24 protein-coding genes are annotated in these 24681 nt (G+C 51.0%); 18 read left to right on the plus strand and 6 right to left on the minus strand.

All coding sequences use genetic code 11. The features are described from left to right. Positions 1 to 46: 46 nt before the first annotated feature. From narJ to hemN, 17 genes are all read left to right on the plus strand, one after another. On the plus strand, positions 47 to 709 hold the full coding sequence (gene narJ / locus ACOTSW_RS14450; protein WP_423679762.1) for a nitrate reductase molybdenum cofactor assembly chaperone: 663 nt from the start codon (positions 47 to 49) through the stop codon (positions 707 to 709). Between the two features lie 12 nt (positions 710 to 721). Continuing rightward, complete coding sequence (gene narI, locus ACOTSW_RS14455) at positions 722 to 1405, plus strand: respiratory nitrate reductase subunit gamma (protein WP_423679763.1); 684 nt, start codon at positions 722 to 724, stop codon at positions 1403 to 1405. A gap of 13 nt (positions 1406 to 1418) precedes the next feature. Continuing rightward, on the plus strand, positions 1419 to 2165 hold the full coding sequence (locus ACOTSW_RS14460) for a peptidylprolyl isomerase (RefSeq protein WP_423679764.1): 747 nt from the start codon (positions 1419 to 1421) through the stop codon (positions 2163 to 2165). Between the two features lie 86 nt (positions 2166 to 2251). After that, a complete protein-coding gene (locus tag ACOTSW_RS14465) occupies positions 2252 to 2704 on the plus strand; it encodes a hemerythrin domain-containing protein (protein WP_423679765.1) in 453 nt (150 codons plus the stop codon). Between the two features lie 67 nt (positions 2705 to 2771). Next, positions 2772 to 4109: a hypothetical protein gene (locus ACOTSW_RS14470; protein ID WP_423679766.1), complete on the plus strand. Its 1338-nt coding sequence runs from the start codon at positions 2772 to 2774 to the stop codon at positions 4107 to 4109. A 57-nt stretch (positions 4110 to 4166) separates the two neighbouring features. Beyond that, entirely contained in the window at positions 4167 to 5183 is a 1017-nt protein-coding gene (gene moaA, locus ACOTSW_RS14475; protein WP_423679767.1) for a GTP 3',8-cyclase MoaA, read from the plus strand. 17 nt (positions 5184 to 5200) lie between these two features. After that, a complete protein-coding gene (locus ACOTSW_RS14480; RefSeq protein WP_423679768.1) occupies positions 5201 to 5902 on the plus strand; it encodes a carbonic anhydrase in 702 nt (233 codons plus the stop codon). A 73-nt stretch (positions 5903 to 5975) separates the two neighbouring features. Beyond that, a complete protein-coding gene (locus ACOTSW_RS14485; RefSeq protein WP_423679769.1) occupies positions 5976 to 7913 on the plus strand; it encodes a type IV pili methyl-accepting chemotaxis transducer N-terminal domain-containing protein in 1938 nt (645 codons plus the stop codon). Between the two features lie 38 nt (positions 7914 to 7951). Beyond that, entirely contained in the window at positions 7952 to 8599 is a 648-nt protein-coding gene (locus ACOTSW_RS14490) for a response regulator (RefSeq protein WP_423679770.1), read from the plus strand. 283 nt (positions 8600 to 8882) lie between these two features. Then, positions 8883 to 9575: a Crp/Fnr family transcriptional regulator gene (locus ACOTSW_RS14495; RefSeq protein WP_423679771.1), complete on the plus strand. Its 693-nt coding sequence runs from the start codon at positions 8883 to 8885 to the stop codon at positions 9573 to 9575. Positions 9576 to 9678: 103 nt separating this feature from the next. Then, positions 9679 to 10683, plus strand: a complete 1005-nt coding sequence (ubiU, locus tag ACOTSW_RS14500; RefSeq protein WP_186898202.1) for a ubiquinone anaerobic biosynthesis protein UbiU — start codon at positions 9679 to 9681, stop codon at positions 10681 to 10683. Between the two features lie 13 nt (positions 10684 to 10696). After that, complete coding sequence (gene ubiV / locus ACOTSW_RS14505; RefSeq protein ID WP_423679773.1) at positions 10697 to 11599, plus strand: ubiquinone anaerobic biosynthesis protein UbiV; 903 nt, start codon at positions 10697 to 10699, stop codon at positions 11597 to 11599. A gap of 32 nt (positions 11600 to 11631) precedes the next feature. Next, positions 11632 to 12093, plus strand: coding sequence for a ubiquinone anaerobic biosynthesis accessory factor UbiT (ubiT, locus tag ACOTSW_RS14510; protein ID WP_423679774.1), 462 nt, complete (start codon positions 11632 to 11634; stop codon positions 12091 to 12093). Beyond that, a complete protein-coding gene (locus tag ACOTSW_RS14515) occupies positions 12093 to 12488 on the plus strand; it encodes a putative zinc-binding protein (RefSeq protein WP_423679775.1) in 396 nt (131 codons plus the stop codon). The genes ubiT and ACOTSW_RS14515 overlap by 1 nt, the downstream gene beginning before the upstream one ends. A gap of 278 nt (positions 12489 to 12766) precedes the next feature. Beyond that, the gene (locus ACOTSW_RS14520; RefSeq protein ID WP_423679776.1) at positions 12767 to 13909 is read left to right on the plus strand and encodes an NnrS family protein; all 1143 of its coding nucleotides are present in this window, start codon (positions 12767 to 12769) and stop codon (positions 13907 to 13909) included. Positions 13910 to 14129: 220 nt separating this feature from the next. Further along, on the plus strand, positions 14130 to 16457 hold the full coding sequence (locus ACOTSW_RS14525) for a TonB-dependent hemoglobin/transferrin/lactoferrin family receptor (RefSeq protein ID WP_423679777.1): 2328 nt from the start codon (positions 14130 to 14132) through the stop codon (positions 16455 to 16457). 108 nt (positions 16458 to 16565) lie between these two features. Then, the gene (gene hemN, locus ACOTSW_RS14530; RefSeq protein ID WP_423679778.1) at positions 16566 to 17957 is read left to right on the plus strand and encodes an oxygen-independent coproporphyrinogen III oxidase; all 1392 of its coding nucleotides are present in this window, start codon (positions 16566 to 16568) and stop codon (positions 17955 to 17957) included. Positions 17958 to 18015: 58 nt separating this feature from the next. Here hemN and ACOTSW_RS14535 read toward each other — a convergent pair whose 3' ends face one another. The 4 genes from ACOTSW_RS14535 to ACOTSW_RS14550 all read right to left on the minus strand — a co-directional run bounded on the left by ACOTSW_RS14535 (position 18016) and on the right by ACOTSW_RS14550 (position 21451). Next, positions 18016 to 18363: a hypothetical protein gene (locus ACOTSW_RS14535; RefSeq protein ID WP_423679779.1), complete on the minus strand. Its 348-nt coding sequence runs from the start codon at positions 18361 to 18363 to the stop codon at positions 18016 to 18018. 47 nt (positions 18364 to 18410) lie between these two features. Next, on the minus strand, positions 18411 to 18791 hold the full coding sequence (locus ACOTSW_RS14540) for a SirB2 family protein (RefSeq protein ID WP_423679780.1): 381 nt from the start codon (positions 18789 to 18791) through the stop codon (positions 18411 to 18413). A 10-nt stretch (positions 18792 to 18801) separates the two neighbouring features. Continuing rightward, positions 18802 to 19065, minus strand: a complete 264-nt coding sequence (locus ACOTSW_RS14545) for a DUF2249 domain-containing protein (protein WP_186885738.1) — start codon at positions 19063 to 19065, stop codon at positions 18802 to 18804. Between the two features lie 97 nt (positions 19066 to 19162). Continuing rightward, positions 19163 to 21451, minus strand: coding sequence for a nitric-oxide reductase large subunit (locus ACOTSW_RS14550; protein WP_423679781.1), 2289 nt, complete (start codon positions 21449 to 21451; stop codon positions 19163 to 19165). A gap of 279 nt (positions 21452 to 21730) precedes the next feature. Here ACOTSW_RS14550 and ACOTSW_RS14555 point away from each other — a divergent pair, with 279 nt between their 5' ends. Beyond that, positions 21731 to 22189 carry an RrF2 family transcriptional regulator gene (locus tag ACOTSW_RS14555; protein WP_423679782.1) on the plus strand — a complete coding sequence of 153 codons (459 nt, stop codon included), beginning with the start codon at positions 21731 to 21733 and terminating at the stop codon, positions 22187 to 22189. Positions 22190 to 22250: 61 nt separating this feature from the next. Here the strand turns inward: ACOTSW_RS14555 and ACOTSW_RS14560 are convergent, their stop codons facing one another. Together ACOTSW_RS14560 and ACOTSW_RS14565 are read right to left on the minus strand one after the other, a co-directional pair. Continuing rightward, on the minus strand, positions 22251 to 22586 hold the full coding sequence (locus tag ACOTSW_RS14560) for a c-type cytochrome (RefSeq protein WP_423679783.1): 336 nt from the start codon (positions 22584 to 22586) through the stop codon (positions 22251 to 22253). Positions 22587 to 22596: 10 nt separating this feature from the next. Further along, positions 22597 to 24168 carry a cytochrome D1 domain-containing protein gene (locus ACOTSW_RS14565; RefSeq protein WP_423682335.1) on the minus strand — a complete coding sequence of 524 codons (1572 nt, stop codon included), beginning with the start codon at positions 24166 to 24168 and terminating at the stop codon, positions 22597 to 22599. Positions 24169 to 24681: the final 513 nt, after the last annotated feature.

A 24681-nucleotide genomic window follows, 5' to 3' on the forward strand; every position in this document is an offset into this window, starting at 1 on the left:
CCATCAGGTGCGCATGACGCACCTGATCTGCCCTAAAGGAAATTGTATGCAAATTTATCGTATTTTATCTGCACTCCTGAGTTATCCCCAGGCTGAATTACAGGCGGCGGTTCCTGAGATACGGGAGGCGCTGGCTGATGAACCGGACAGCCTGGAATCGCTGGAACCCTTGCTGGATTATCTGAGCACGACGGCATTGATTCCTCTGCAGGAAAACTATGTCGGCACGTTTGACCGGACCCCCTCAGTGGCCTTGCACCTGTTTGAACATATTCACGGCGAGAGTCGTGATCGTGGTCAGGCCATGGTGGACCTGATTGAAGAATATCGTCGTCATGGATTTGAACCGGAAGCAAGTGAGTTACCGGATTATGTTCCTTTGTTCCTGGAATTTTTGAGTCTGGTCAGTGATGAAGAGGCTGAAAAACTTCTGGGTGAAGCGATACACGTGATTGCGGCCATTGGTGTTCGTTTGCAGCGTCGTGAAAGCCCTTATGCGAACGCATTTTTGATGCTGACATCGTTTACGGATGTCGTGCCGCAAGAGCAGGGTGAACCGCCAGTACGTGACATGGATGATGCAATGGAAACGTTCGGCCCTGGTGCCGATGGTGTTGAACCTTTGCTGAAACCGAATCTGTCAGGCACGCATCCGGTCAATTTTTATCCAAAGCAGCCCAAAGCGAACGGCGCTACTTCTTGTCAATGAGGAGATACCATCATGACTTATCTACATCAATTTATTTACGGGATTTATCCCTACATTGCGCTGGCTATTTTTCTGTTCGGCAGTCTGGCACGTTTTGAACGGGAACAATACACCTGGAAAAGCGACTCGTCGCAAATGCTGCATACCGGCAACCTGAGAACCGGCAATATCTTGTTCCACCTTGGAATTCTCGGATTGTTTTTCGGCCATCTGGTTGGTTTGCTGACACCCGTTGTTGTCTGGGACACGCTGGGAGTCACGCACAGTTTTAAACAGATGATTGCGATGGTGGCTGGTGGTATTTTCGGTACCTTATGCATGGTCGGCTTGCTGATTTTGTTGCATCGTCGTTTCTCTGATGCGCGGATTTCTGCTGTGACGAAAACTGGTGACAAAGTATTGTTGCTATGGATTTTCGTCACGCTGGGCCTGGGCTTGTCGACGATTTTTGAATCAGCGAATCACAGTGATGGTCACATGATGGTGCTGCTGATGACATGGGCACAGCACATCGTGACTTTCAAGGGTGACGCTGCTGAATTTATCGTTGCCGCGCCTTTACTGTTCAAGCTGCATTTGTTCATGGGGCTGAGCTTGTTTGTGATTTTTCCTTTCACCCGTCTGGTACACGTCTGGAGCGGTTTTGCTTCTGTAACCTATATCAGCCGCGCATGGCAGCTGGTTCGTCCACGCTGATTCGGAGATTAACATGCCTGTCGTAGTCAATGGTTATGAGTTCACCGATGCGGACATGGAGCGGGAGTTACCTGAACATCAGGATGCTGCCGACCCGGTAAAAAGTGCGATGACGGCACTGGTTCTGCGCCGCATCCTGCTGCAAGAGGCGCAGCAGTCAGGTTTGCAGAATGACGATGAGGAAGCGCTGATTGACGCCTTGTTGCAACAGGAAGTCAACGTGCCCACCCCCGGACGAGATGAGTGTATGCGCCAGTATCAGGCACACCCTGACCACTTCCGGGTGGGTGAGCTGGCAGAAGCCAGTCATATCCTGTTTCAGGTGACACCAGGTGTGGATCTGGATGCTCTGCGTAAGCACGCCACAGTGGTACTGGAGGATGTGCTGGAAAATCCGGCACAGTTTGGCGAATGTGCAAAGGCCAATTCCAATTGTCCATCAGGCGAAGTCGGCGGTAGTCTGGGGCAGATCGGCCGTGGTGCAACCGTGCCGGAGTTTGAGCAGGCATTGTTTGCGGCCGAAGCAGGTCGCATTATTCCTAAGCTGGTCGAGACCCGCTTTGGCCTGCATATCATACAGGTGGGGCGTAAGGTCGAAGGGCAGATGTTGCCGTTTGATAAGGTAGAAAAAGATATTGCGAACGCGATGCATCAGGCCAGTCATGATCATGCGTTACGCCAGTATCTGCAATTACTGGTAGGGCGCGCACAGATTTCCGGTATCGATATGCAAGGTGCCGACAGCCCGCTGGTGCAATAAAGCAGACCGGCATGCAGCCAGCCGCGATTGCAAAAAAATACGAAGGAATGTGTTTGCACATTCCAGGTCACAACTAAGGTGAGAACATGTCTAAAGCAATGAAAGAACTGGTGCGTCAGCATCAGGAGTGTGATGATCAACTGAACCGTTGCGAGGCCGCTTTGCATAAAGGTGATATGGCTTCAGCCGGACGCAATTTCCGTTTGTTCAACGAACAGCTGGACGGGCATTTTACGCTGGAAGAAAACAAACTTTTCCCTGCGCTGGAGCAGGCAACCGGCATGGTGAATGGCCCGACCAGCGTCATGCGTAGTGAGCATGCCGAGATACGTCATCTGCGCGACGAGGCGTATGCGGCGATAGCGGCAAATCAACCCGAAGCCGCGTTGGCAGCAATCGATACCCTGAATGTACTGATTCAGCAGCACAATGTAAAAGAAGAGAATATTTTGTACCCTATGTGTGGCGGCAGTATTCCGGATCTGGAAGATAAACTGGGCATGGGCAGCCCTTGTTGCGGCGCCTGTTCCTGCGGCTGATGTGTCGCTGATATATGACTGATCTTTCTTTGCTGACTGCTGTTTCTCTTTAAAGACAGGATCAGTTTTGTCAGGTGTCAATATTCTCAATTACGAGCTGGCGCCATCGCCAGCGACGATCTTCGGTTGTCTGTTACCGGCACCCTGGCTGGGCTTGGTCGCCGGCTTATTGCTGGCATTCGGCTCCGCTTCAGGTTTGCCGGATCGGTTTGCGCCACTAACGCTGGCCGTTACTCATAGTCTGGTGTTGGGAATGCTGATGCCAGTCATGATCGGTGCCTTATTTCAACTGATGCCGGTGGTGGCTGGGCAAACCGTGGCTGCCGCGCGTTATATTTCTCCTTTCGTTGCCACAGGTTCGGCCTTGATCGCTGCTGGTCTGGTCAGCGGATTTTTATCTGGCTATGTCTACGGATTCATGTTGGCAGCGGGTTGTGCCTTTGTCTTATATGGCGCGGTGGTTTGCGCCTTGCTGCATACCGCGTGGCGTATCAGCGTGGTGGATGCAACTACCCGTACTTTGCGCTGGACCGGAGTCGCCATCGCCATGGTGGTTGGTATCGGCATTGCCCTGGCAGCTAATTTCGCAGGCTGGTGGAGTATTGATGTTCTCCATTGGCTGAATTTGCATGTCGCTTGGGGTCTGGTTGGTCTGATCGCGACACTGGTGCTTGGCGTTGGTTCGACGACAGTACCCATGTTTTGGCAAAGTGCGCGACCTTCTGCTCGCTGGCAACGGGTTGTCCCCGCTGCTTTGTGGATACCTTTAGTGTTGGCGACGCCGGTATTTTTCTGGCAGTGGGCATTGCTTGCTGGCTGCGTGTTCATGCTGATTTTTGCCAGTATCGCATTACGTGCCATCTGGCGGGCGCGGCGAAGATTTGATCCGGCCTGGCAGTTATGGCTGGTGTCAGCCGCCAGTTGGGCGACTGCAGCTTTACTGACCGGGTTGTACAACGCTGGCGACTCTGCTCACAGTCTTCTTGCAGTCTTGCCAGTGTGGGTTGTACAGGCATTTCCCTGGTGGATAGGTGTGTTGGTGCTGGTTGGTGGTGCCGTGTTGCCGGTGAATGCGATGATGGGAAAAATTATTCCGTTTCTGGTCTTTCTGCACCTGCGACGACAAACGCCTGCCGGGCGGCGTGTGCCCGCCATGCAGGTGATATTGCCGCCGCAGCGCCTGTTATGGCAAGCACGTCTGGTCTTGCTGGCTCTGCTGCTGTTATTGCTGTTGCCGTTGGCACCGATGGCGTTGACAACTTTTGCTGGCCTTGTGTTTGCCGCTTCGCAAGGTTTGCTGGGCGCGCTGATGCTGATGACCTTGTTTCGCTATCGTCGCGAATTGCATTCTGTACTTATGCGCCCGGAAGCCAATCATATTCCGCATATCCCCCAAAAGAACTAGCGTATTCTGGTCTGGCGGCGAATTGTGCCTGCGGGCACCTGCAGCCACAATGCAGACATGGAAACTCCTGCCCCCGCCACTCCTGCTAATGTCGCCAATACGCTGACCGATCGTTTCGGGCGTCGTGTCAATTATTTGCGCTTGTCTGTCACTGATCGTTGCGATTTACGCTGCAGCTATTGCATGCCCAAGGGCTTTTCCGGATTTGAAGAACCGGAAAACTGGCTGCGTTTTGATGAAATAAGTCGTGTGGTTGCGGCCTTTGCCCGTATGGGTGTTGGCCGGGTCCGGCTGACTGGCGGCGAACCTTTGTTACGCCGTGGATTGCCGCGACTGGTGTCGCAATTATCCGAAATTCCCGGCCTTGACGATATTTCTCTTTCGACGAATGCGACACAACTGCATAAACATGCACAGACCTTGCGTGAAGCTGGCGTGCATCGTATCAATGTCAGTCTCGACAGTCTCGATAAAGCCTGTATGGAAAAAATTACCGGTCGTGACAGCTTTGCCAGCATCATGGCGGGCTTGCAGGCCGGAAAACAGGCCGGGTTTGATCCGATTAAACTCAATATGGTCGTGATGCGCGGAGTAAATGACCATGAAATATTGCGCATGGCACAGTTTTGCTTTGACGAAGGTTTTATTCTTCGGCTGATAGAAGCGATGCCCATGGGTGCGACCGGGCGTAATAGTCAGTATCTCGACATTGGCCCGATACGGGATCAGTTGGTTCAGCACTTTAATTTATTGCCGGCGGCAACCGAGCTGGGTGGTGGCCCTGCACGTTACTGGAGTAGTGCCGATAGCAAGGGAACCATTGGCTTCATTTCTCCTATCAGTCAGCATTTTTGCGCTACGTGCAACCGGGTGCGTTTATCTGTTGATGGCACGCTTTACATGTGCCTTGGGCAGGAAGAGCGGTTTGAGCTGCGCCCCTTGCTGCGCGCGGGAATCAGTGACAGCGAACTGGATGCGGCGATCCGTACTGCGATAGAATTGAAGCCTGAGCGACATGAATTTATCGAACAACCGCATAAAATCATTCGCTTCATGTCGCAAACCGGCGGCTAAAAGAGATGGAGTAAGGAATGGAAGTACGTAATATTCACCAGTTTATTGAGGGCTTTCAGCGATTCCAGAGTAAATACTTTAACGGCGACGATCCTTTATATGCAAAACTGAATCATGGTCAGAATCCGACAACATTACTGATCGGTTGCTGTGATTCCAGAGTTGATCCCGCTCTATTGCTGGATTGTGATCCCGGTGATATTTTTGTCGTGAGAAATGTGGCGAATCTGGTGCCGCCTTGCAACGAATCCGAGCATCAGCATGGCGTCAGTGCTGCTATACAATTTGCGGTCGAATCACTGAATGTCAAACGTATCATCGTCATGGGGCATGAAAAATGTGGCGGTATCCGTGCGCTGATGCAGGGCTATCAGCCTAGCCGTAAAATTGATTTTATCGGGCAGTGGATGAAAATTGTTGAACCGGTCAAACAACAGGTATTGCAACAACTAAATTTGTCTTCTGAGTCTGAACGAAACCGTGCCTGTGAACTGGGTGCGATCATCATGTCGTTAAATAATTTACGCAGTTTCCCGTGGATCGCAGAGCGGGAGGCGAGTGGTGAAATTGCCTTGCATGGCTGGTATTTTGATATGAGTAACGGTGCTTTGCTTGCTTATTCGCCGCGCTCTGATACTTTCTTGCCTATGGTGTGTCCGTTGGGTGTTCCGCACCCCGATACGCAACAGAACCCAATACAGCAGAATATCAGCGCATAACATCTGATAACCGCTATTTGTTTTGCCTGAAAGGCTTTGCTTTGTACGAAACTCCTATCCCTAGGTGCTGATGATGAATGTATCGCAAAGTCTGCCGATCGGCAAAAGACTGACATTCCGGATATTGCTGACGACGCTGGTTGGTCTGGCGCTGACGCTGGCCGCAATTGCTTACACCGTACTGCTGTCCTGGCAACTGGAAGGCGGTGGTGCGGCAATTAATGAAGCAGGCAGCTTGCGTATGCGTTCTTACCGGCTGGCGATCGAGCTGGAGCAGAGCATAGGGAAGCCACAAGCTGTAAGTAGAGTCGCGCAGTCGCTGGCCGAATATGACCGTACGCTTGCTGATTTGCAGGCGGGCGACGCAAAACGTCCCTTATTCCTGCCGGTCACGGCCAGTATCCGTAAGCAGATGCGGGAGGTGCAGAAAGATTGGCAGCAGCATATCCGTGTCGGCGCACAGAACGTCATGCAGGAAACAGATCCAGTACGACAACAGGCTGTGCTGGCAGAATATGTACAGAAACTGCCGGATTTTGTGGAAAGCATTAACCAGTTGGTGTCGCTGGTAGAAGTTGAACTGGCAGAAAAAACAACATGGTTGCGCTTATGTCAGACTGCCCTGATTTTCGTGTCGCTGGCGGCCAGCGTTGCCTTGCTTCATCTCTTATATCTGTGGATAGTCGGGCCTGTGACCCGCATGCAGGCGGGTATTGCGCGTATGTCCAAAGATGATCTGAGTGTGCGCCTGCCGATAGAAACTGAAGATGAATTTGGCGTTCTGGCGCAGGCGTTTAACCAGATGGCTGATCGCGTGCAAACAGTGCATCGCACGCTGGAAGACAGAGTTTCTGAAAAGACGGCGAAATTGCAGGCGCAAAATCACGAGATCAGCACGCTGTACGAAACAGCCGGATTTCTGGCGCGGCCAAATGCCATAGAAGAATTGTGTCGCGGATTCCTGCAAAGGATCATGCAAAGAATTCACGCCGATGGCGGTACCGTGCGTATCCTTGACAATAAGAGCGATCATTTGCATATCACTGTGCACGAAGGTATTTCGGAACAGATGATAGAAGAAGAACACTGCATCAAAACCAATGATTGTTTATGTGGTGCGGCTACTTACAGCGGCATTGTGCTGGTCAGGGATTTCCGTCAGCTGAATCAGCAGCGGCGTTATCGTTGCCAGGAAGAGGGCTTTTTCTCCCTGGCGGCCTTTCAGATTCTGGCTCGGGAACAAGTGATCGGTAGCTTCTCTTTGCACTTTGCAAACGAACGCGTCATTTCAGGTGAAGAGCGTCGCCTGCTGGAAACATTAGGTAAAAATTTGGGATCGGCGATAGAAAACCAGCGCCTGATTGCCAAAGAAAAAGAATTTGCAGTATCGCAGGAACGTAATCTGCTGGCGCAAGGTTTGCATGACAGTATTGCGCAAGGGCTGAACTTTTTAAATCTGCAGGTGCAGATGCTGGAAGATTCGTTGCGACGCAATGACGTGGAAGAAATCAAAGATATTGCGCCGCTGTTACGCGCCGGTGTTGAGGAAAGTTACGAAGATGTGCGTGAGTTGTTGCTGAATTTCCGTACCCGCTTGCAAGACAGCAATCTTGAATCGGAAATGCGCAATGTCGTCAATAGATTTCAGCGCCAGACTGGCGTACACGGCGAGATACAATTGGCTGGTAGCGGGGCACCGCTGGCGCCGGAGCAGCAATTACAAGTATTGTTTATCCTGCAGGAAGCGCTGTCGAATGTACGTAAGCATGCGCAGGCCAGCAGCGTGAAAGTGCTGGTAGCGAATGAGCGCGACTTTTCTCTGACGGTCGCTGATGATGGTGCAGGATTTAATCTGGAGCGCGTGCATGAAAAAGGCGATGCCCATGTCGGCTTGCGTATCATGCAGGAGCGGGCCGAACGTTTATCTGCCCGCTTCAATATTCATAGCCAGCCCGGTGCCGGAACGACGATTACCTTGCAATTACCGCGTCAGGAGCGCCTAGTTGCCTGAGTACTGAGCAGATCACTTTACATGAAAGCCTGAAAAATATGCCTATCAAGATTTTGCTGGTGGATGATCACACGCTTTTTCGCAGTGGTATTCGCTTGTTGTTGCAGCGTAATCCTGAATTTGAGATCGTCGGTGAAGCATCCGATGGTCTGGAAGGGGTAAAGCGTGCCAAGCAATTGCGACCCGATGTGGTGTTGATGGATCTGAATATGGCGGGTTTGTCCGGGCTGGAAGCGATGCAGCTCATCGTCGAGGATTTACCGGATACTGCCGTGCTGATGCTGACCGTGTCAGAGGAAGCCGAAGATTTGACGAAAGCACTGAAAAATGGTGCGCGTGGCTATTTGCTGAAAAATATCGAAGCAGATTATCTGACTCAGGCGATCCGGCGTGCCGCCGCTGGTGAACCGGTGATCGCCGAATCCATGACGGCTAAACTGGTGATGCAATTCCGTACCGGAAACAACCTCAGCACCGCACCGGAGCGCGAGAAGCTCACGCCGCGCGAACGCGAAACGATGATCTGCCTCGCGCGTGGCGAAAGTAATAAGGAAATCGCCCGCAATCTGAATGTGGCGGAAAGTACCGTCAAAATTCATGTGCAGAATATCCTGAAAAAACTCAGTCTCAGCAGCCGCGTGCAAATTGCCGTGTACGCTGTTGAACACGGGCTGGATAAGTCGTAAGACTGCCATTTCCACTATATTTTCCTTACTCGTCGTGTCTGCTGCTCAGGCAGGATATCGGCACGACAGCATCTTTGTGTCCTGCCAGCCATGAGTATCTCAGTATTTGTCTTCTCTGGTATCGCCGCATTCACTGATTTGTGCGGCATGTCTCCGTCATTCGCTCAGGCGATCTCTCCGTTTGCTTTTCAGTTCTAGTTCTCTCGGCGGATAGTCAGTAATTTTCTCTGCTTCTACACTTGATTTCTGTCAAAGAAGCTGGAGAAATAACATGAGAGATAACATGACGAAAATTAATTTGCTTGGTTTGCTGGAAAATCACGCCCTGTTCCGGAATATTTCGGCCGTGGATCTGCACACATTGCAAAGGGATGTGGTCAAGACTGAGCTGGAAAAAAACACGATGCTGTTCCGCAAGGGTGATCAGGCCGATGCCTGTTACATTGTCGTGTACGGGTTGGTGAAGCTGAGTATCCCTTCTTCGCAGGGCAACGATAAAGTGCTGGAACTCATTCGTCCCGGGCAGAGTCTGGGTGAGGCGATGATGTTTCTGGATGAGCCGTATCCATTCTATGCAGAGGCGCTGGAAAATACTCTGTTGCTGAAAATTCCGCGCCAGGCTCTTCTGCGTTTGTTGGATCGCTCGCCCCTGATTTCACGCCAGATGATGGCAGGGTTGTCTTACCGTCTGCTGGGTTTTATCCGGAATGTGGAACGCTATTCTTTGCAAAATGCGACTCAACGCGTGATTGACTATCTGTTGCAAACGTCTGCGATGCAAAGCACGAATGAAGTCAGGCTGGAATTAAAGAAGCATTTGCTGGCGTCTTTGCTCAACTTATCGCCCGAAACCTTGTCACGGGTATTGCATCAGCTGATGGACGAACAATTAATCCGTGTCTGTGGTTCTACGATTCATATCGGTTCGCATGATGCGCTGAAAACCTATCAGCACAATGTTGTGACCCTGCATTAATACAAGAGAGTCAGATGACTGATGGCAGGCGCCGGATGCCGATTGAAATTTTATTGACCCAGGACAATGACCGGAAAAATAAATTTTATTACCATCTTGTGTCATGAATCCTATCGATCTGGTTGCTCCTGCCGGTAGTCTGGTTGCTCTGAAAGCAGCGATAGACAAAGGAGCGAATGCGGTATATCTCGGCTTACGCAACGCCACCAACGCCCGTAACTTTGGCGGGCTCAATTTCGGCGACAGCGACATCCGACAGGGTGTTGCTTACGCGCATAGCCGCGGACGACAAATTCTGTTTGCGATTAATACGTATCCGCAGGCGCGCGCGGTTGCTGAATGGCGCGCCGCGATTGATACGGCGGTGCAGATGGGGGCTGATGCAGTCATCCTGGCTGATCCCGGTCTGATGGCGTATGCGCGCGATCGTCATCCCGATCTGCGATTACATTTGTCGGTGCAAGGCTCGGCGACAACGCTTGATGCGATTGAACTCATGCGCGAACAATTTGCGATCAAGCGTGCGGTGTTGCCGCGTGTGCTGACGCTGACCGAGATTGAGAAAATCATTCGTCAGACCACGGTGGAAATTGAAGTCTTTGGTTTTGGTAGCCTGTGTGTCATGGCCGAAGGACGTTGCCTCTTATCCAGTTATGTGACTGGCGACTCACCGAATAATAAAGGTGTATGTTCGCCTGCCCATGCGGTCAGCTGGGAAGAGAAAGACCGCACGATGTACGCTCGCCTGAGCGGCACGCTGATTGATCGCTATGCGCCGGATGAAGCGGCTGGTTATCCGACTTTATGCAAGGGCAGGTTCGAAGTCGAAGGTGAAATTGATTATGCGCTAGAAGAACCGACCAGTCTGAATGCCATCGGTCTGTTACCGCAACTGATCAATATGGGCGTGGCAGCGATCAAGATCGAAGGCCGCCAGCGCAGCCCCAGCTATGTGACGCAAGTGGTCGGCACTTTGCGCGCAGCACTCGATGCGGCGCAACGCGATCCTGGACGTTATTCCGCCCGGCCTGAATGGCAGGCGATGCTGGCGCGTCACGCCGAAGGCGCACAGGTGACGCAAGGTGCGTTTGAGCGTCCCTGGAAATAAGGCAAAACATACCATGACAGCATTAAAAATCTCACTCGCACCGCTTGCCTATTACTGGTCAAAAGAAGAAACCCTGCGTTTTTATGTCGATGCGATGCAATGGCCGGTCGATATTGTGTATCTTGGTGAAGTCACTTGCTCACGCCGCCATCTGATGAAGCTCGATGACTGGCTGGCCGTAGCTTTAGAATTGCGTAATGCAGGCAAAGAAGTGGTGCTTTCCAGCCTGACCCTGATCGACAGTGAAGCCGATCGCCGGAATATGCACAGGCTGGTGGATAAAGCCTCAGAGCAAGGTTTTCTGATTGAGGCAAATGATTTCAGTGCGGTACGTGCGATGCAGGGCAGACCCTTTGTCGCCGGGCCGCATCTGAATGTGTATCACGCGGACACTTTGCAGTGGCTAGCCGGACTCGGTGCCCGCCGCTTTACGCCACAGATAGAACTCGGGCACGAAGATCTGGCCGCGATACAAGCGCAACGTCCGGTTGGCATGGAAACCGAAGTGCAGGTCTGGGGACGGTTGGCGTTGGCGTTTTCATCGCGCTGTTTCACTGCGCGTCATCATCGCTTACGTAAAGACAGTTGCGAATTCCGTTGCGAACAATATCCCGACGGATTGCCGCTGGCGACGCGGGACGGTAAGGATTTTCTGACGATTAACGGTATTCAGACGCAGAGTTCGACTTGCCTTGATCTGGGCGCACAGGTACCTGAATTAGCGTCCATGCAAGTCGATATTTTGCGTTTGCAACCGCAGTCGCAAGGCATGGCGGAAGTGGTCGCGGCGTTTGATCGCGCGCGCCAGTCTCTCAGTGCGGCACAAGTCGGCAGTCAGTATCTGCCACCACATGCCCAACGCAGCAATGGCTACTGGCAGGCAAAGCCTGGTATGCAATGGCTGACGGTGGAATAAGTTGCGCTTCGTTATTTCTGAAAGTATGCATGATGGACTTATCACAATTTCGTTTTCCCGCACCGTTTCAGCAATTAGGTAAATGGATGCCGACGCCGCTGGCAACGGCACCGCTGATGCTGGCGCTGGAAATTGCGCGCCGCAAGGAATTGCTGGTGGCGCCCGATACCCTTTACGGCAAAACCTTTCGGATTCAGGTTGAAGATCTGGGTTTATCGCTGTGTTTTTACTGTGATCAGGGGAAGTTCCGTCCGGTCTATAAAAACGCCAGAGAAACCGAAGCGGATGTCAGTCTGTCGGCCAGCTCGGCAGATTTTTTTCAGATGGCGTCCGGCATGGAAGATGCCGATACCCTGTTTTTCCGTCGCCGTCTGCGCATCGAAGGCAATACGGAATTAGGCGTTGCCGTGAAATACTGGATTGATGCCAGCGAGCGTCCGGCGTGGCTGAGCCGGTTTGCTGATCGTTTTTTACGACAGCCCGAAAGCGTCTGATGTCTGCTGAGCCAGCAACACTGCCCTTGGTCTATGCCTGCTCCGGCTGTTCCAGTGTGGCGCAGCTCGCAAACACCTGCGCCGTCCGGCTGGACAGGGAAGGGCGGGCACAGATGTCGTGTATCGCCGGGGTTGGTGGCGGTGTCGCTTCATTGGTGAAGCTCGCGCAATCGGGGCGACCGGTGCTGGCCCTGGATGGTTGTGCACTGGCGTGTGTGAAAGCCTGTTTGCAGCAGGCAGGAGTGCACGCCGACCGCCATCTGATTCTGAATCAGGAAGGCGTACGCAAGCGTTTTCATGCGGATGCCTCGGAGGATGAAATGCAGCTGGCGTGGCAGATAGTTGAACAGGAATTAGCTCAGCTCGCACCAGCAAGCGCGCAGCTTTCTTGCTAGCCGTTGTTGATGAATTGCCGCTAAGTCATTCGGTGGGGTGTTATTCAGTCGTTTATTAAGTGGTATAGATGCATACTCCCCCTCATTTTAGAGAAAAACACCTTAAGCTCCTTATGAAATAAGGGCTTCAAAACATACTGGGGGGAGTATATTTCCCCGCATTTTTGCCTCAGAACAGCTGCTTGCTGCTGTCTTGGCTGATTTTTCGTTTTACATCCGCAGGATCGCCACTTGCCTGTGATGATTGTTGATGTCTTTTTCACTCATGGTGAACCCTCATGAAACGTCTTGCGATTGCTCCTCACCGTTTGTATTTTTTCCTTGGCGCACTGGCGGCGCTGATTCTGTTTGTCTGGTGGTGGCGGCAAGTGGTGTCGCAGACGATGGCGGTTCCTTTGCACGCACTGGTGATGCCGCTCGGTATATTTCCCTTGTTTATTCTTGGCTTCACTTTTACCGCCGGGCCGCGCTGGTTGTCGGTGGAATCGGCGGATCATTATTTTCTTTTACACGGTGGCACCTATTTTTGCGGCTTGCTGCTCGTTTTAGTTGCGGCGGGCTTAGGCTGGTATCCCTTGCGTACTGCGGGGTTTGTACTGATGCTGGCGGCATGGCTTGCTGTGACCTGGCGCTGGGGCGATTTGATCCGGCGCAGCAAGGCCCTCGATAAAAAACATCCCGTCTCTATCCTGATCGCGATGCTGAGCGGCATGCTGGCATTGCTGGCAGCAGCGTTCTGGAGTGCAGGTGACACCGACGCATGGCAGCTCGCCCGCGAATTTTCTTTTTTCGGATTTTTGCTACCGGTTTTTCTGACGGTGAGTCACAGAATGCTGCCCTTTTTCAGCAGCAATGTGCTGAAGCCTTATGTGGCATGGCGGCCATACTGGTTGCTCGGTGTCTGGCTGGGCGGATGCTGGTTGCTGGTGCTGGCAGGAATTACCGGCTGGCGTTATCTGGAAGCGTTCAGCGCAAGCGTGCTTAGCCTGAGTTTTGTCGTGACGTCGTGGCGCTGGGGAATTTTCCGTAGCCTGCAAAACCGTATGCTGGCCATGCTGCATTTGTCATTTGCCTGGCTGGCGGTGGTGTTTGGATTGCAGGCGGCGGGCGCGCTCGGCGTGGCAGTTGGTTCAGCATCCATACACGCACTCGGGCTGGGGTTCATGGGAACCATGCTGGTCGCTTTTGTCAGCCGTGTTTCTTATGGTCACAGCGGCAGACCATTGCAGGTGTCGAACAGCTTGTGGATGGTGTATCTTGGGCTGCATCTGGCTGCCATGCTGCGCATCGTTGCCAGCTTGCTGGTGATACCTTCTTTACTGACTGTCTCGGCCACGGTCTGGTTGTTACTGATTACGATCTGGATCGCCATGATGCTGCCGGTCTATCTGAAAGCGCGCGCAGATGGACAGCCGGGCTGATACTCATATTGAGACTGGCGCTGGTTTCGCCAGTGATGATTCAGTGATGATTTGTTGGTGATTCGTTGGTGATTCGTTGTTGATTATTTAGTGACCTTGTTCTGTCGCAGTATGTCGCGGCGGTCTAGTTCGGAATGCCTAGTCGCCTGACCGGAATGCGTATTGACCCGTGTTGATGGAAGTTTAGACTGCTAGCTATTCTCCTTTGCTGGTATTCACCATGAAAAAATCAGACGCAACGCGCTTGTCCGGAAATGGCTTCCGGATCAAAAAACACACCTTCAGATTGCTGCTGGCCGGTCTTTTTTCTACGGGTCTGACAGCGTACGTGCAGGCACAGACCGCGCCGCAGGCACCCACCACTTTATTGGCGAATGCGACGGTGCCGGTGCAGATCGTTGTCATCAGTGGCGCCCGTTACGAGCAATTCGTCGAAGATTTGCCCTTGTCGATGGATATTATCGGTTGGCAGGAAATGGAAAACGGGCACGTTGCCGATATTCATGATTTAGTTAAAAATTTACCCAATATTTCCGTCAAACGTGCGCCGGCCAGATTTACTGTGACCGGCGTCGGCAATGCAACCGGGCGGGATACAAATGCCGGTTTCAATATCCGTGGGCAGGACGGTAATCGTGTGTTGATGCTGGTTGACGGCGTGCGTCTGCCACGCAGCTACATCAATGGCAGCAATGCATTTGGCAGGGATTCCTTATCGCTGGATCTGATCCGACAGGTGGAAATTGTGCGCGGCCCGGCATCGGTATTGTATGGCTCTGATGGCCTTGCCGGACTGGTGAATTTCATTACGCTGGAACCGGCTGACTTCCTGCAGCGGCGTGGCGATCAGCAGAAAGATGTTGGCGGCAAAGTATCGCTGTCGTATAACGGTGACGATCATTCGCGGACGCTGTCAGCGAGTCTGGCCGGGCGCATCAACCCTGAGCTGACGTGGTTAGTGAGTGCTGCGGTGAATCATGCCGGTGGTATGCAGAATATGGGCAGCAAAGATGTTGCCAATGTGGATCGCACTACCCCGAATCCGCAGAAGAATGAAGGGCAGTCGGTATTGGTGAAGCTGGTGTATCAGCCTGCGGCTGATCAGAAACACACCGTGAGCGCCGAGCATGTGAATAAAGATGCTGACTACGAATTGCTATCGAGTCGAGCTAAGCTGCCGTTGACGACAGCCTCTGCGGTCGCTGGTGAAAATGCTACGAGCAATATGACACGCGACCGTCTGAGCTTGCAAAGCCGGTATACGCTCAATAACGCGTATGTCGATCATGTGCAGACGGCGCTCAGTTTTCAGGATGCCAGTTCCCGCGAATTCGGTGTGACGCACCGCAATACGCTGGCCGACCGCGTGCGCGATGTCAGCTACAGTGAGCGCAGCGCGCAATTCCATATTCAGGCCGATAAATTATTCAGAATGGCCGCGGGCTGGTCGCAGCGCCTTAGTTACGGCTTCGACTACAGTCGTGCCGATATCAAAAACATGTTTGATGGCGTCGATCCGGGAAATGCAGATTTTGTACCACGCAAATATTTCCCTGATACCCGTGATTCCAGCCGCGCTGTCTTTGTGCAGGATGAAATATTTGCTGGCAAATGGATCATCACGCCCGGTGTGCGCTTTGATCATTTTGATCTGGATGTGACCAGCCAGGCTGGTTTTGCGCCACCGGCGAAAACGCCTGCCAAATCACTTTCTGGTTCAGCAGTCTCGCCTAAGCTGGGTTTTCTGTACCGTTTGACGCCGGAATGGAGTGCCTTTGGTAACTATGCGAGTGGTTTCCGTGCGCCGAATGCACAACAAATCAATGGCGTGTTCGATAGTGCGACAATCCCTGCAGTGTTATTGTCGAATCCCGATCTGAAACCGGAAAAAAGCCATAATATCGAAATCGGCTTACGTGCAATGCTCGACAGACTGAGCCTTGATATCGCTGTGTTCAGAGGAAAATACGATAACCTCATCGTCGATAAAAAACCGCTGGGCGGTAAAGGTGTGATCGGTGATCCGGCGATTTTCCAGACAGTCAATGTCGATAAAGCGACGATCAGCGGTTTTGAAATTAAAGGGCAGGTGCAGTGGGGTGAAATCGCCGGTGGTAAGCTGACAATGCCATTTGCGTATGGCGTCACGCATGGCAGCGATGATACGACCGGCTTACCGTTGAATGCGATCGATCCGGCGAAAATCAGTATTGGCGTAAGCTATAGCAAACCCGCCTGGGAAGTCCGGCTGCAAGCCTTGCATCAGGATGCAAAAATGGCGGCCGATCTGGATAGCCCGTATTTACCCAAACCAGCGACTCCGCCAAGGGTGGCGCAGCTGACCATTCCTTCCGCAATGACTTTGGATTTATCGGGCCAATGGCGTTTGCAGAAAAATCTGCGGCTCAATGCGGCAGTACGTAATCTGACAAATAAGAAATACTGGAACTGGTCTGATGTGCAGGGTGTTGCGGCAAACTCAGCCGTGATCGATGCCTACACCCAGCCGGGACGCCATTATGATATGTCTGTTTCCTACGATTTTTAGTCTCGGAGACGGTCAGGTTCCGCTAAATTAATTGATGTAAATCGACATAGACCGGCTTTGCTTGCATACAATAGCAATCTTGTATGCAAGACGCACCGAAAGAACATAATGACCACACCAATCGACGATATTGAGCTGTCTGAAGAGCTGATACGAAAATTCGACAAGTCCGGACCACGTTACACATCGTATCCGACAGCAGATCGCTTCAATACAGGTTTTACCGAGCAAACTTACATCACTTATCTCGAACAAAGAGCGGGGCGCACGAAGAATCCTCCTTTGTCCTTGTATCTGCATTTGCCGTTTTGTGAGTCGCTTTGCTATTTCTGTGCGTGCAATAAGATTATTACCAAAGACCATAGCCGCACGACAGAATATTTACGTTATCTCGAAAAAGAAATGGCGCTGGTGGCGGCCCGAATCGGCCCGGATCGCCTGACCGCGCAGTTGCATCTGGGTGGCGGAACACCGACGTTTTTCAGTTCGGATGAGCTGCGTCAGTTAATGGCGATGATACGGCAGCATTTCACCTTTACGGAGGATGCGGAGCTGGGCGTGGAAATTGATCCGCGCACTGTGAAGCCGGAAACGCTGGCCGTGTTATCCGAGTTGGGATTTAACCGTAATAGTTTTGGTGTACAGGATTTTGACCCGGCTGTACAACAGGCAGTGAACCGGATACAACCGTTCAGCATGGTTGAAGCGGCAGTCAAGGAAAGCCGTAAAGCGCATTTTCAGTCGGTGAATGCCGATTTGATTTATGGCTTACCTAAACAGAATATTGAAAGCTTTGGCCGCACGCTTGATAGCCTGATCGCATTGGCACCAGACCGCATTGCGCTGTACAACTATGCGCATTTACCTAGCCGTTTCAAAGCACAGCGCCAGATTATCGAGGCAGATCTGCCATCGGCTGAAGAGCGCTTGCAAATTTTCCTGATGTCCACCCGCCGCTTGCTGGATGCCGGTTATATTTACATCGGTCTGGATCATTTTTCCCGCCCTGACGATGAATTGAATAAGGCGCGTCAGGATCAGTCTTTGCATAGAAATTTTCAGGGTTACACAACCCGTGCGGAATGTGATCTGATTGGCTTTGGTGTTTCTGCGATTGGTAAAGTCGGGGATTCGTACAGTCAGTCGGTACGTACGATCAAAGAGTATTATCAGTTGCTCGATGAAGGAAAATTGCCGGTAGAGAAGGGAATCGCCTTAGATAAGGATGATTTATTGCGACGTGATGTCATCATGACTTTGATGTGCAGTATGCCTTTGTCTATCGCAAAGACGAATGCTGCTTACGGGATTGATTTCACGACTTACTTCGCAGAAGAAATTGCGCAATTGCGTCAGTATGAAGAGGTTGGCTTTATTACGATTGATGCGGATGCTATTCGTGTTACCCCCAAAGGCCGGTTGTTTGTCCGCGCGGTGGCGATGACGTTTGATAAGTATCTGAAGAAAGTAACGACAGCGACCTATTCGAAGCTGATCTGATTTTTTTCTGACAAAAAAGCCCGGATGATTCCGGGCTTTTTTATTTCCTTTTCTTCCGTCAGGCATTCGCCTGATGCACAGCACCTTGCAGTGCGATAGTAACCAGTAATGAGGAGTCATCAATCGCTGTCAGTGCATGCGATGCTGACGCCGCGAGATACATTAAGTCGCCAGTATGTAAGATTTTACTCGCGTGGTCGGTCTGTATTTCAACCTGACCTTCTATGCAAAAAATAGTGATAGTGCCATTGACCTGATGCGCAGCGATATGTTTTGAGGCAGGTAAATATAAGCGCATGACTTCCATGTGCTTATCTTTGAATAGGGCTTGCGTGGGGACGGTTTCAATATTGCCGGAAGACAGAATATGAATGCTGTCACCGGAGGATAAGTGTTTTTGTGCCATTGTCGGTCTCCCAAAAACTGAGTGGTGGATGCGCACACGGCGATCAATTACCAGTGTGGCAAAGCTTGTTTCGTCAGTGCGACTGCAACGATATAAGAGAATACCGCTAAGGCGGCGATCCAGGTACGGATTCGGACAGCTTTTGTTTTGCCGCGCTTCAGCGCAACCGTTCCTAAACCTATGTAAAGCAACAGCGCCAGAACCTTCGCCGTCAGCCAGGCTTCAAGGAACGGATATTGTCTGCTCCAGAACACCATCGTTAGCGCACTCGCCAGCAGTAAGGTATCGATCAGATGTGGGGCGATTCTGATCCATTTTTTTTGCAGCATGGTCGAGTCCTGCCACATCCAGATACCGCGCAAAAAAAACAGACTACCGCTCAGGGTCGCACAGGTGATATGAATGTGCTTGACTGTCAGGTAGTCCATTATTTATTCCTTAATCACAGATAAGAAAATCAATCACAATTGCGCCCGGTTCCTGCGATACATAGCTGATTTTGACGCTGGAGCCGAAATGATGCTCTATCTGCGATAGTAAAGGCAAGGGATTATGGTCATTGCAGAAACGCATGGTTTCTCCACGTTCTAAAGCAGACAGCGCACCGAAGATCGCCGCATGACGAAAACGCTTGGCAATGCCACGCGCATCAAATGAGTAAATACCTTCAGCGATAACTGGCATAGAGCAATCGTGGGACATTGTAAAACTCCTTAATAGATGATGTTGATACTAGTGATGCTATTGAATAGTGAAGCAGAGGCCGTCAGAAAATATTTCTCGACGGCCTCTGATGTCATTAAGCTTGTTTAGTTTTTTTCGCAGGAATTGAGCTGTTCAGGCTGACGTTGGCTGTCTTTTTCACCATCAGCAAACGGAAGGCGAACAAGGCCAGACAGACGGTGCCGATCGCGAACACGACGTCGCCAGGTACGCGCAGCCAGACCAGTGTTTCCATCAGGTGCGAGTGTATGACTTCAGGTGAGCGGGCAAACCACATCCCTTTCGTGATGCTGGCGACTGCCTGATAAATACCGGCAGGTACCAAAGAGATGAACACCATCATTGCGAGGCCGATATTGAGCATCCAGAACATTGCTTGCAGCAATTTGTCAGACCAGGCAGCGCGTGCAGACAATCCACGCAGGCAGAACAGCAGCAAGCCTATACCCAGCATGCCGTACACGCCGAACAAAGCAGCATGTCCATGTGCAGCTGTCATGTTTAAACCTTGCATGTAGTACAGTGCAATCGGGGTGTTGATGGAGAAGCCTAACAAACCCGCACCGACAGTATTCCAGAAACCGACAGCGATGAAGCAGAGGATGGACCATTTATAAGACTGTACCCAAGCTGCTGCTTTAGATCGTTGATAATTGCGATATGCTTCCACGCCTATCATCGCCAGAGGAACAACTTCCAGTGCTGAGAACATGGCACCGATCGCGATCACAAAAGTTGGTGTGCCAGTGAAATACAGGTGATGCAAGGTACCCAGAATACCGCCGAACAGGAAGACGATAGTTTCCAGAATAATCGCGCTGTTTGCGGTTGCTGCATGGATCAGACCCAGGCGAGTGAAGAGCAGGGCGATCACAGCGGTTGCGAACACTTCGAAGAAGCCTTCTACCCACAAATGGACCAACCACCAGCGCCAGTATTCGATCATGGAGTAATGTGTATGCGGACCCCAGGTCAGCGATGTCGCGTAGAAACCGCCGATACACATCGCAGCCAGAAATACCATGGCAATCAGACCGCGGCTTTCAGATGGTTTTTTGAGTGCAGGTAATAATCCGCGACCCAATAAAGTCACCCAGAACAGCAAGCCGATAAATAACAGAATTTGCCAGACGCGCCCCATGCTTGTGAATTCCAGACCCTGATTGCCGATCCAGAATGCGAATTCATTGCCTTTATGTTGCAGGCTGCCCAGCCATCCCATCGCGGTCGAACCGACAACGATGAACAGCAATGCATAAAACAGGACATTCACACCGAGTTTCTGGAATTTAGGTTCATAGCCAGAGATTGCAGGAGCGATGTACAGACCGGTTGCCAGCCATGCAGTAGCAATCCACAACACCGCAAATTGCGTATGTATCGTGCGGCTGACCGTGAACGGCAGAATCTCAGCTAAAGGAAAACCAAAGAAGCTATGTCCTTCAACGGCGTAGTGAGCGGTGATCACACCCATGCCTACTTGCGCCAGAATCAGACCGATCACAACAAAAAAGTATTTTTTTGTCGCCAGCATCGACGGCGTTGGCTTCATATCGAATAAAGGATCTGCTTTTGGAGGAACCGGATCACTTTCTTCTTTGCTTGCAGAATGGTAGAAAATCATACCGGCAATTGCTGCAATCATCAAAATCACGCTGGCGATAGACCAGATACCAGCACCGGCAGTCGGTGTATTTTCTACCAGTGGCTCATGCGGCCAGTTACTGGTGTAGCTCAGACCTTCTTCGCCGGGACGATCTGCCGCAGCTGCCCACGAAGACCAGAAAAAGAACGCTGGCAAGGCTTGTAAGTCTGTCTGATCCGGCAGTGAACCTTTATTCATCGCATACTGTTCGCGCAGTTTTTCCAGAGATGGATCGTTACCAAACAGTGCGATGTAATGTTGCGTGACCAGTTGTACTGCGGCGGCACGTTCAGGGGAGAGGGTGATAACACCATTTTTCTGATCGTAGGTATTGCCGCGCATTTCCTCTTTCAGGCGCGCTTTAAGTTCGCCCTGACGCGGTGTGCTTAACTGTTCAAAGGACAGTTTGTTTTCTTTCTGTGCCCAGATTTCCAGTAAGGCGAGCGACTCGCGATGCAGCCAGTCGGCTGACCAGTCTGGCGCGACATAACTGCCGTGTCCCCATACAGTACCTAATTGCTGACCACCGGCGGCGAGCCATGCTTCCTGCCCTCGCTGGACTTGTCCTTCAGAAAATAAAACCTTGCCTTGAGTGCTGACAACCTGATTAGGGATAGGTGGAGCTGTGAGATAGATTTCTGTACCTACCCAACCGAGAACGGTGAAAGATAAGACGCAGATCACAGCTAGCCAGGTCCAGAGTTTACGCGTGGAGTGCATGGCGTGATTCCTTATTGGTAGAGTTAAAAAAGTGCATTGCTTAAAGAAGTGGGAGAAATAAAACTGATTTACCGCTTCAATAAGATGCATTTTATATGCATGTATAATAAGATGCAAATTAAATGTATGTTTTGTGTTTTATTTTTATCCCCGTGCCTGAACTGCGATCTGAATCTGTTTCTGAATCTGCTTTGTGGACGAAGGGGATATACTGTGCAGGGAAGATGTCAGTTGCCATGCATTGACAACTTCACGCCCATTTTCCGGAATACATAAGTCATGAGATTAACTGCTTACACTGATTACACTTTACGCACCCTGATTTATCTGGCGATACACCGAGATCGGCTTGTTACGATTCAGGAGGTCGCAGAGTTGCACTCAATTTCAAAGAATCATCTGACCAAGGTGGTGCATCAGCTGGGGATGTCCAACATGGTGGAAACTGTCCGCGGGCGAAATGGCGGACTGAAACTGAATATGGAACCGGCAGAGATCAATATCGGCGAGGTCGTGCGGGCGACTGAAACTGATTTTTTTATGGCGGAGTGTTTTGACAGTACCAGTAATACCTGTGTCTACGCGATGGGTTGTAATTTGAAGGGTGTATTGACCCGCGCTACCAGCGCTTATCTTGCCGTGCTGGATGATGTCAGTCTGGAAGATCTGATTTCAAAAAGAGAGACGACAGGGAAAATCCATTTTATGAAGCCAGTGCCGGGAAAGAAAATAAAATAAACTATTTTCAACAATAAAAAGCCGGTTTTAAACCGGCTTTTTAGCGCTGACAGCATCCCGTTTAATGTGTGCTCAGCACATACTCAGCCAGGGTTTTGATGTCGGCATCGTTGACTTTAGGGCCGTTCGGCGGCATCGGAATTGCTCCCCATACACCGCTGCCACCGTCTTTGATTTTCTTGGATAAGCTGGCGACGGCATCGGCATTTCCTTTGTACTTTTGCGCGATATCTTTAAAAGCTGGACCAAGGATTTTTTTGTCAATACCATGACATGCCATGCAACCATTTTTCTGTGCAAGCTCAGCGCCGGTGGCGGCGTAAGAGCTGGTCGCTGAGAAGGCGAGAGCAGCAATTCCCAGTGCACTGAGAAGTGATAAGGTGACTTGATGTTTCATCTTATTTTCCTTAATAAATGTCGTGCTGAGTATTGTTGATATTGAATTTACCGGTTGGTGTGATCAGTTTCGGATCTTTAATCACGGCTTTCAGTTTGCGTGTTTTATCATCAACGACCACGATGGCTGATTCTTTGTCTTTTGCACTCCAGACCGAGAACCAGACTTCATCGCCAGCTTTGTTATATTCAGGCTGTACGATACGTTTAGCTCCTTCACCCAGACCGGCCCATTCTGCAATCGGTAAAGTGACGTAGCCTTTTTCGAAGTGATCAATATCGAACACTGCGACAGACTGGCTCAGTTTGGTGTCAGGGTTCAGTGGCGTGTCCACCCACAGGTTTCTGGATTTCGGATGGGTTTTGATAAACAGCGAACCACCACCCTGGCCCTTGACGCTGTCCACGACTTTCCACGCCTGCGCTTTATGTTTGACGGGGTCGGTGCCGATCATGGAAATCGTTTCATCACCAAGATGGCTGGTTGCCCATACAGGGCCGAATTTAGGATGGATGAAGTTGGCGCCACGACCTGGATGCGGTGTTTTTCCAACGTTGACGATCGCGGCCATTTTGTCTTCTTTGGTATCGACGACAGCGATCTTATTTGAAGCGTTGGCAGCAACGAGGAAATAACGACCAGTGGAATCCAGTCCGCCGTCATGCAGGAATTTAGCCGCGTCCAGCGTGGTGGTTTTCAGGTTGTTGATGTCTTTGTAGTCCACCAGCATGATTTTGCCGGTTTCTTTGGCGCTGACAACGAATTCAGGGCGATAGTGGGAAGCGACAATCGACGCAACGCGCGGTTCCGGATGGTATTCATTGTCAACCGTCATACCGCGTGTAGAGACAATTTTCAGCGGTTTCAGTGTGTCACCTTCCATGATCACGAACTGAGGTGGCCAGTAGTCGCCAGCGATTGCGTATTTATCTTCGTAACCTTTAAATTTAGATGTTTCTACCGAGCGGGCTTCCAGGCCTACCTTCATTTCAGCAACGGTATCTGGTTTTTCCATCCACAAGTCGATCAGATTAATGCGTGCATCACGTCCGATCACGAACAGATAACGACCCGATGCAGACGTGCGTGAGATGTGCACGGCATAGCCGGTTTTCACGATGTTAATGATTTTCTTGGTGTCGCCATCGATCAGTGCTACTTCACCGGAATCGCGCAATGTAGTGGAGAAGATATTGGCGATATTGTAGTTATTCATTTTTTTCGTCGGACGTTTGGCAACCGGAATCACTTCTTTCCAGGTCGCTTCCATGTCCTTCAGACTGAACTCAGGAGGAACCGGTGGCTCCTGCTGAATATAGCGCGCCATCAGATCGACTTCTTTATCTGACAGATCACCAGACGTACCCCAGTTAGGCATACCGGCTGGTGAGCCATAATTGATGAAGACTTTTAAATAATCTGTGCCCTTATCCAGAGTAATATCCGGCGTTAGTGCTTTACCTGTCGCGCCTTTACGTAATACGCCGTGGCAACCGGCACAGCGCTGGAAATAAATTTGCTTGCCCGCTTCGAATTCGGCTTTTGTCATTGGCGGGGCTTTGGGATTGATGTTCTGATGCATGGGCTCACTGGCGAGAGGAGAGCCTCCGGCCTGATACTTCAAATCTGCTGCACTATGGGTTTTGTCATCCTGCGCGAAGGCGAGGGAGATACTCAAAGGAAGGATGGCCAACAGCGCGAGGGCTGGTCGTGCCAGAGTGTTGCGATGGGATGATTTCATTTTATTTCCTTTATTAAGTGAGGAATACTGATGAAGAATCTGAGCCGGATTATTGTAACAGAGGTTACGCCACCACCCATCTGAATTCCTTGACGGCTGTCAAGAAATCCCGGAACCCCAGCGGGGTTTGTGTTGCATCAAAGTGTAGGGTACTTATTCCTGTTTTTGTAGTATCGACGACAGTCGTTTTGTGCGCTGGAATAAAATCTGTGTTATCGCCAGTTCTGGATTAAGTGTTTTGTTTCAGCACCAGATGGATTTGTTGCCCGTAATTAATGTTGAGTTTGTTTGTCGTGCCTGAAAGCATTTTTAAATGCGGAACTTACGCCGGATATTGATGCATATTTTTAACTG

The sequence above is a fragment of the Undibacterium sp. WLHG33 genome (assembly GCF_049544815.1).
Lineage (GTDB): Bacteria > Pseudomonadota > Gammaproteobacteria > Burkholderiales > Burkholderiaceae_D > Undibacterium.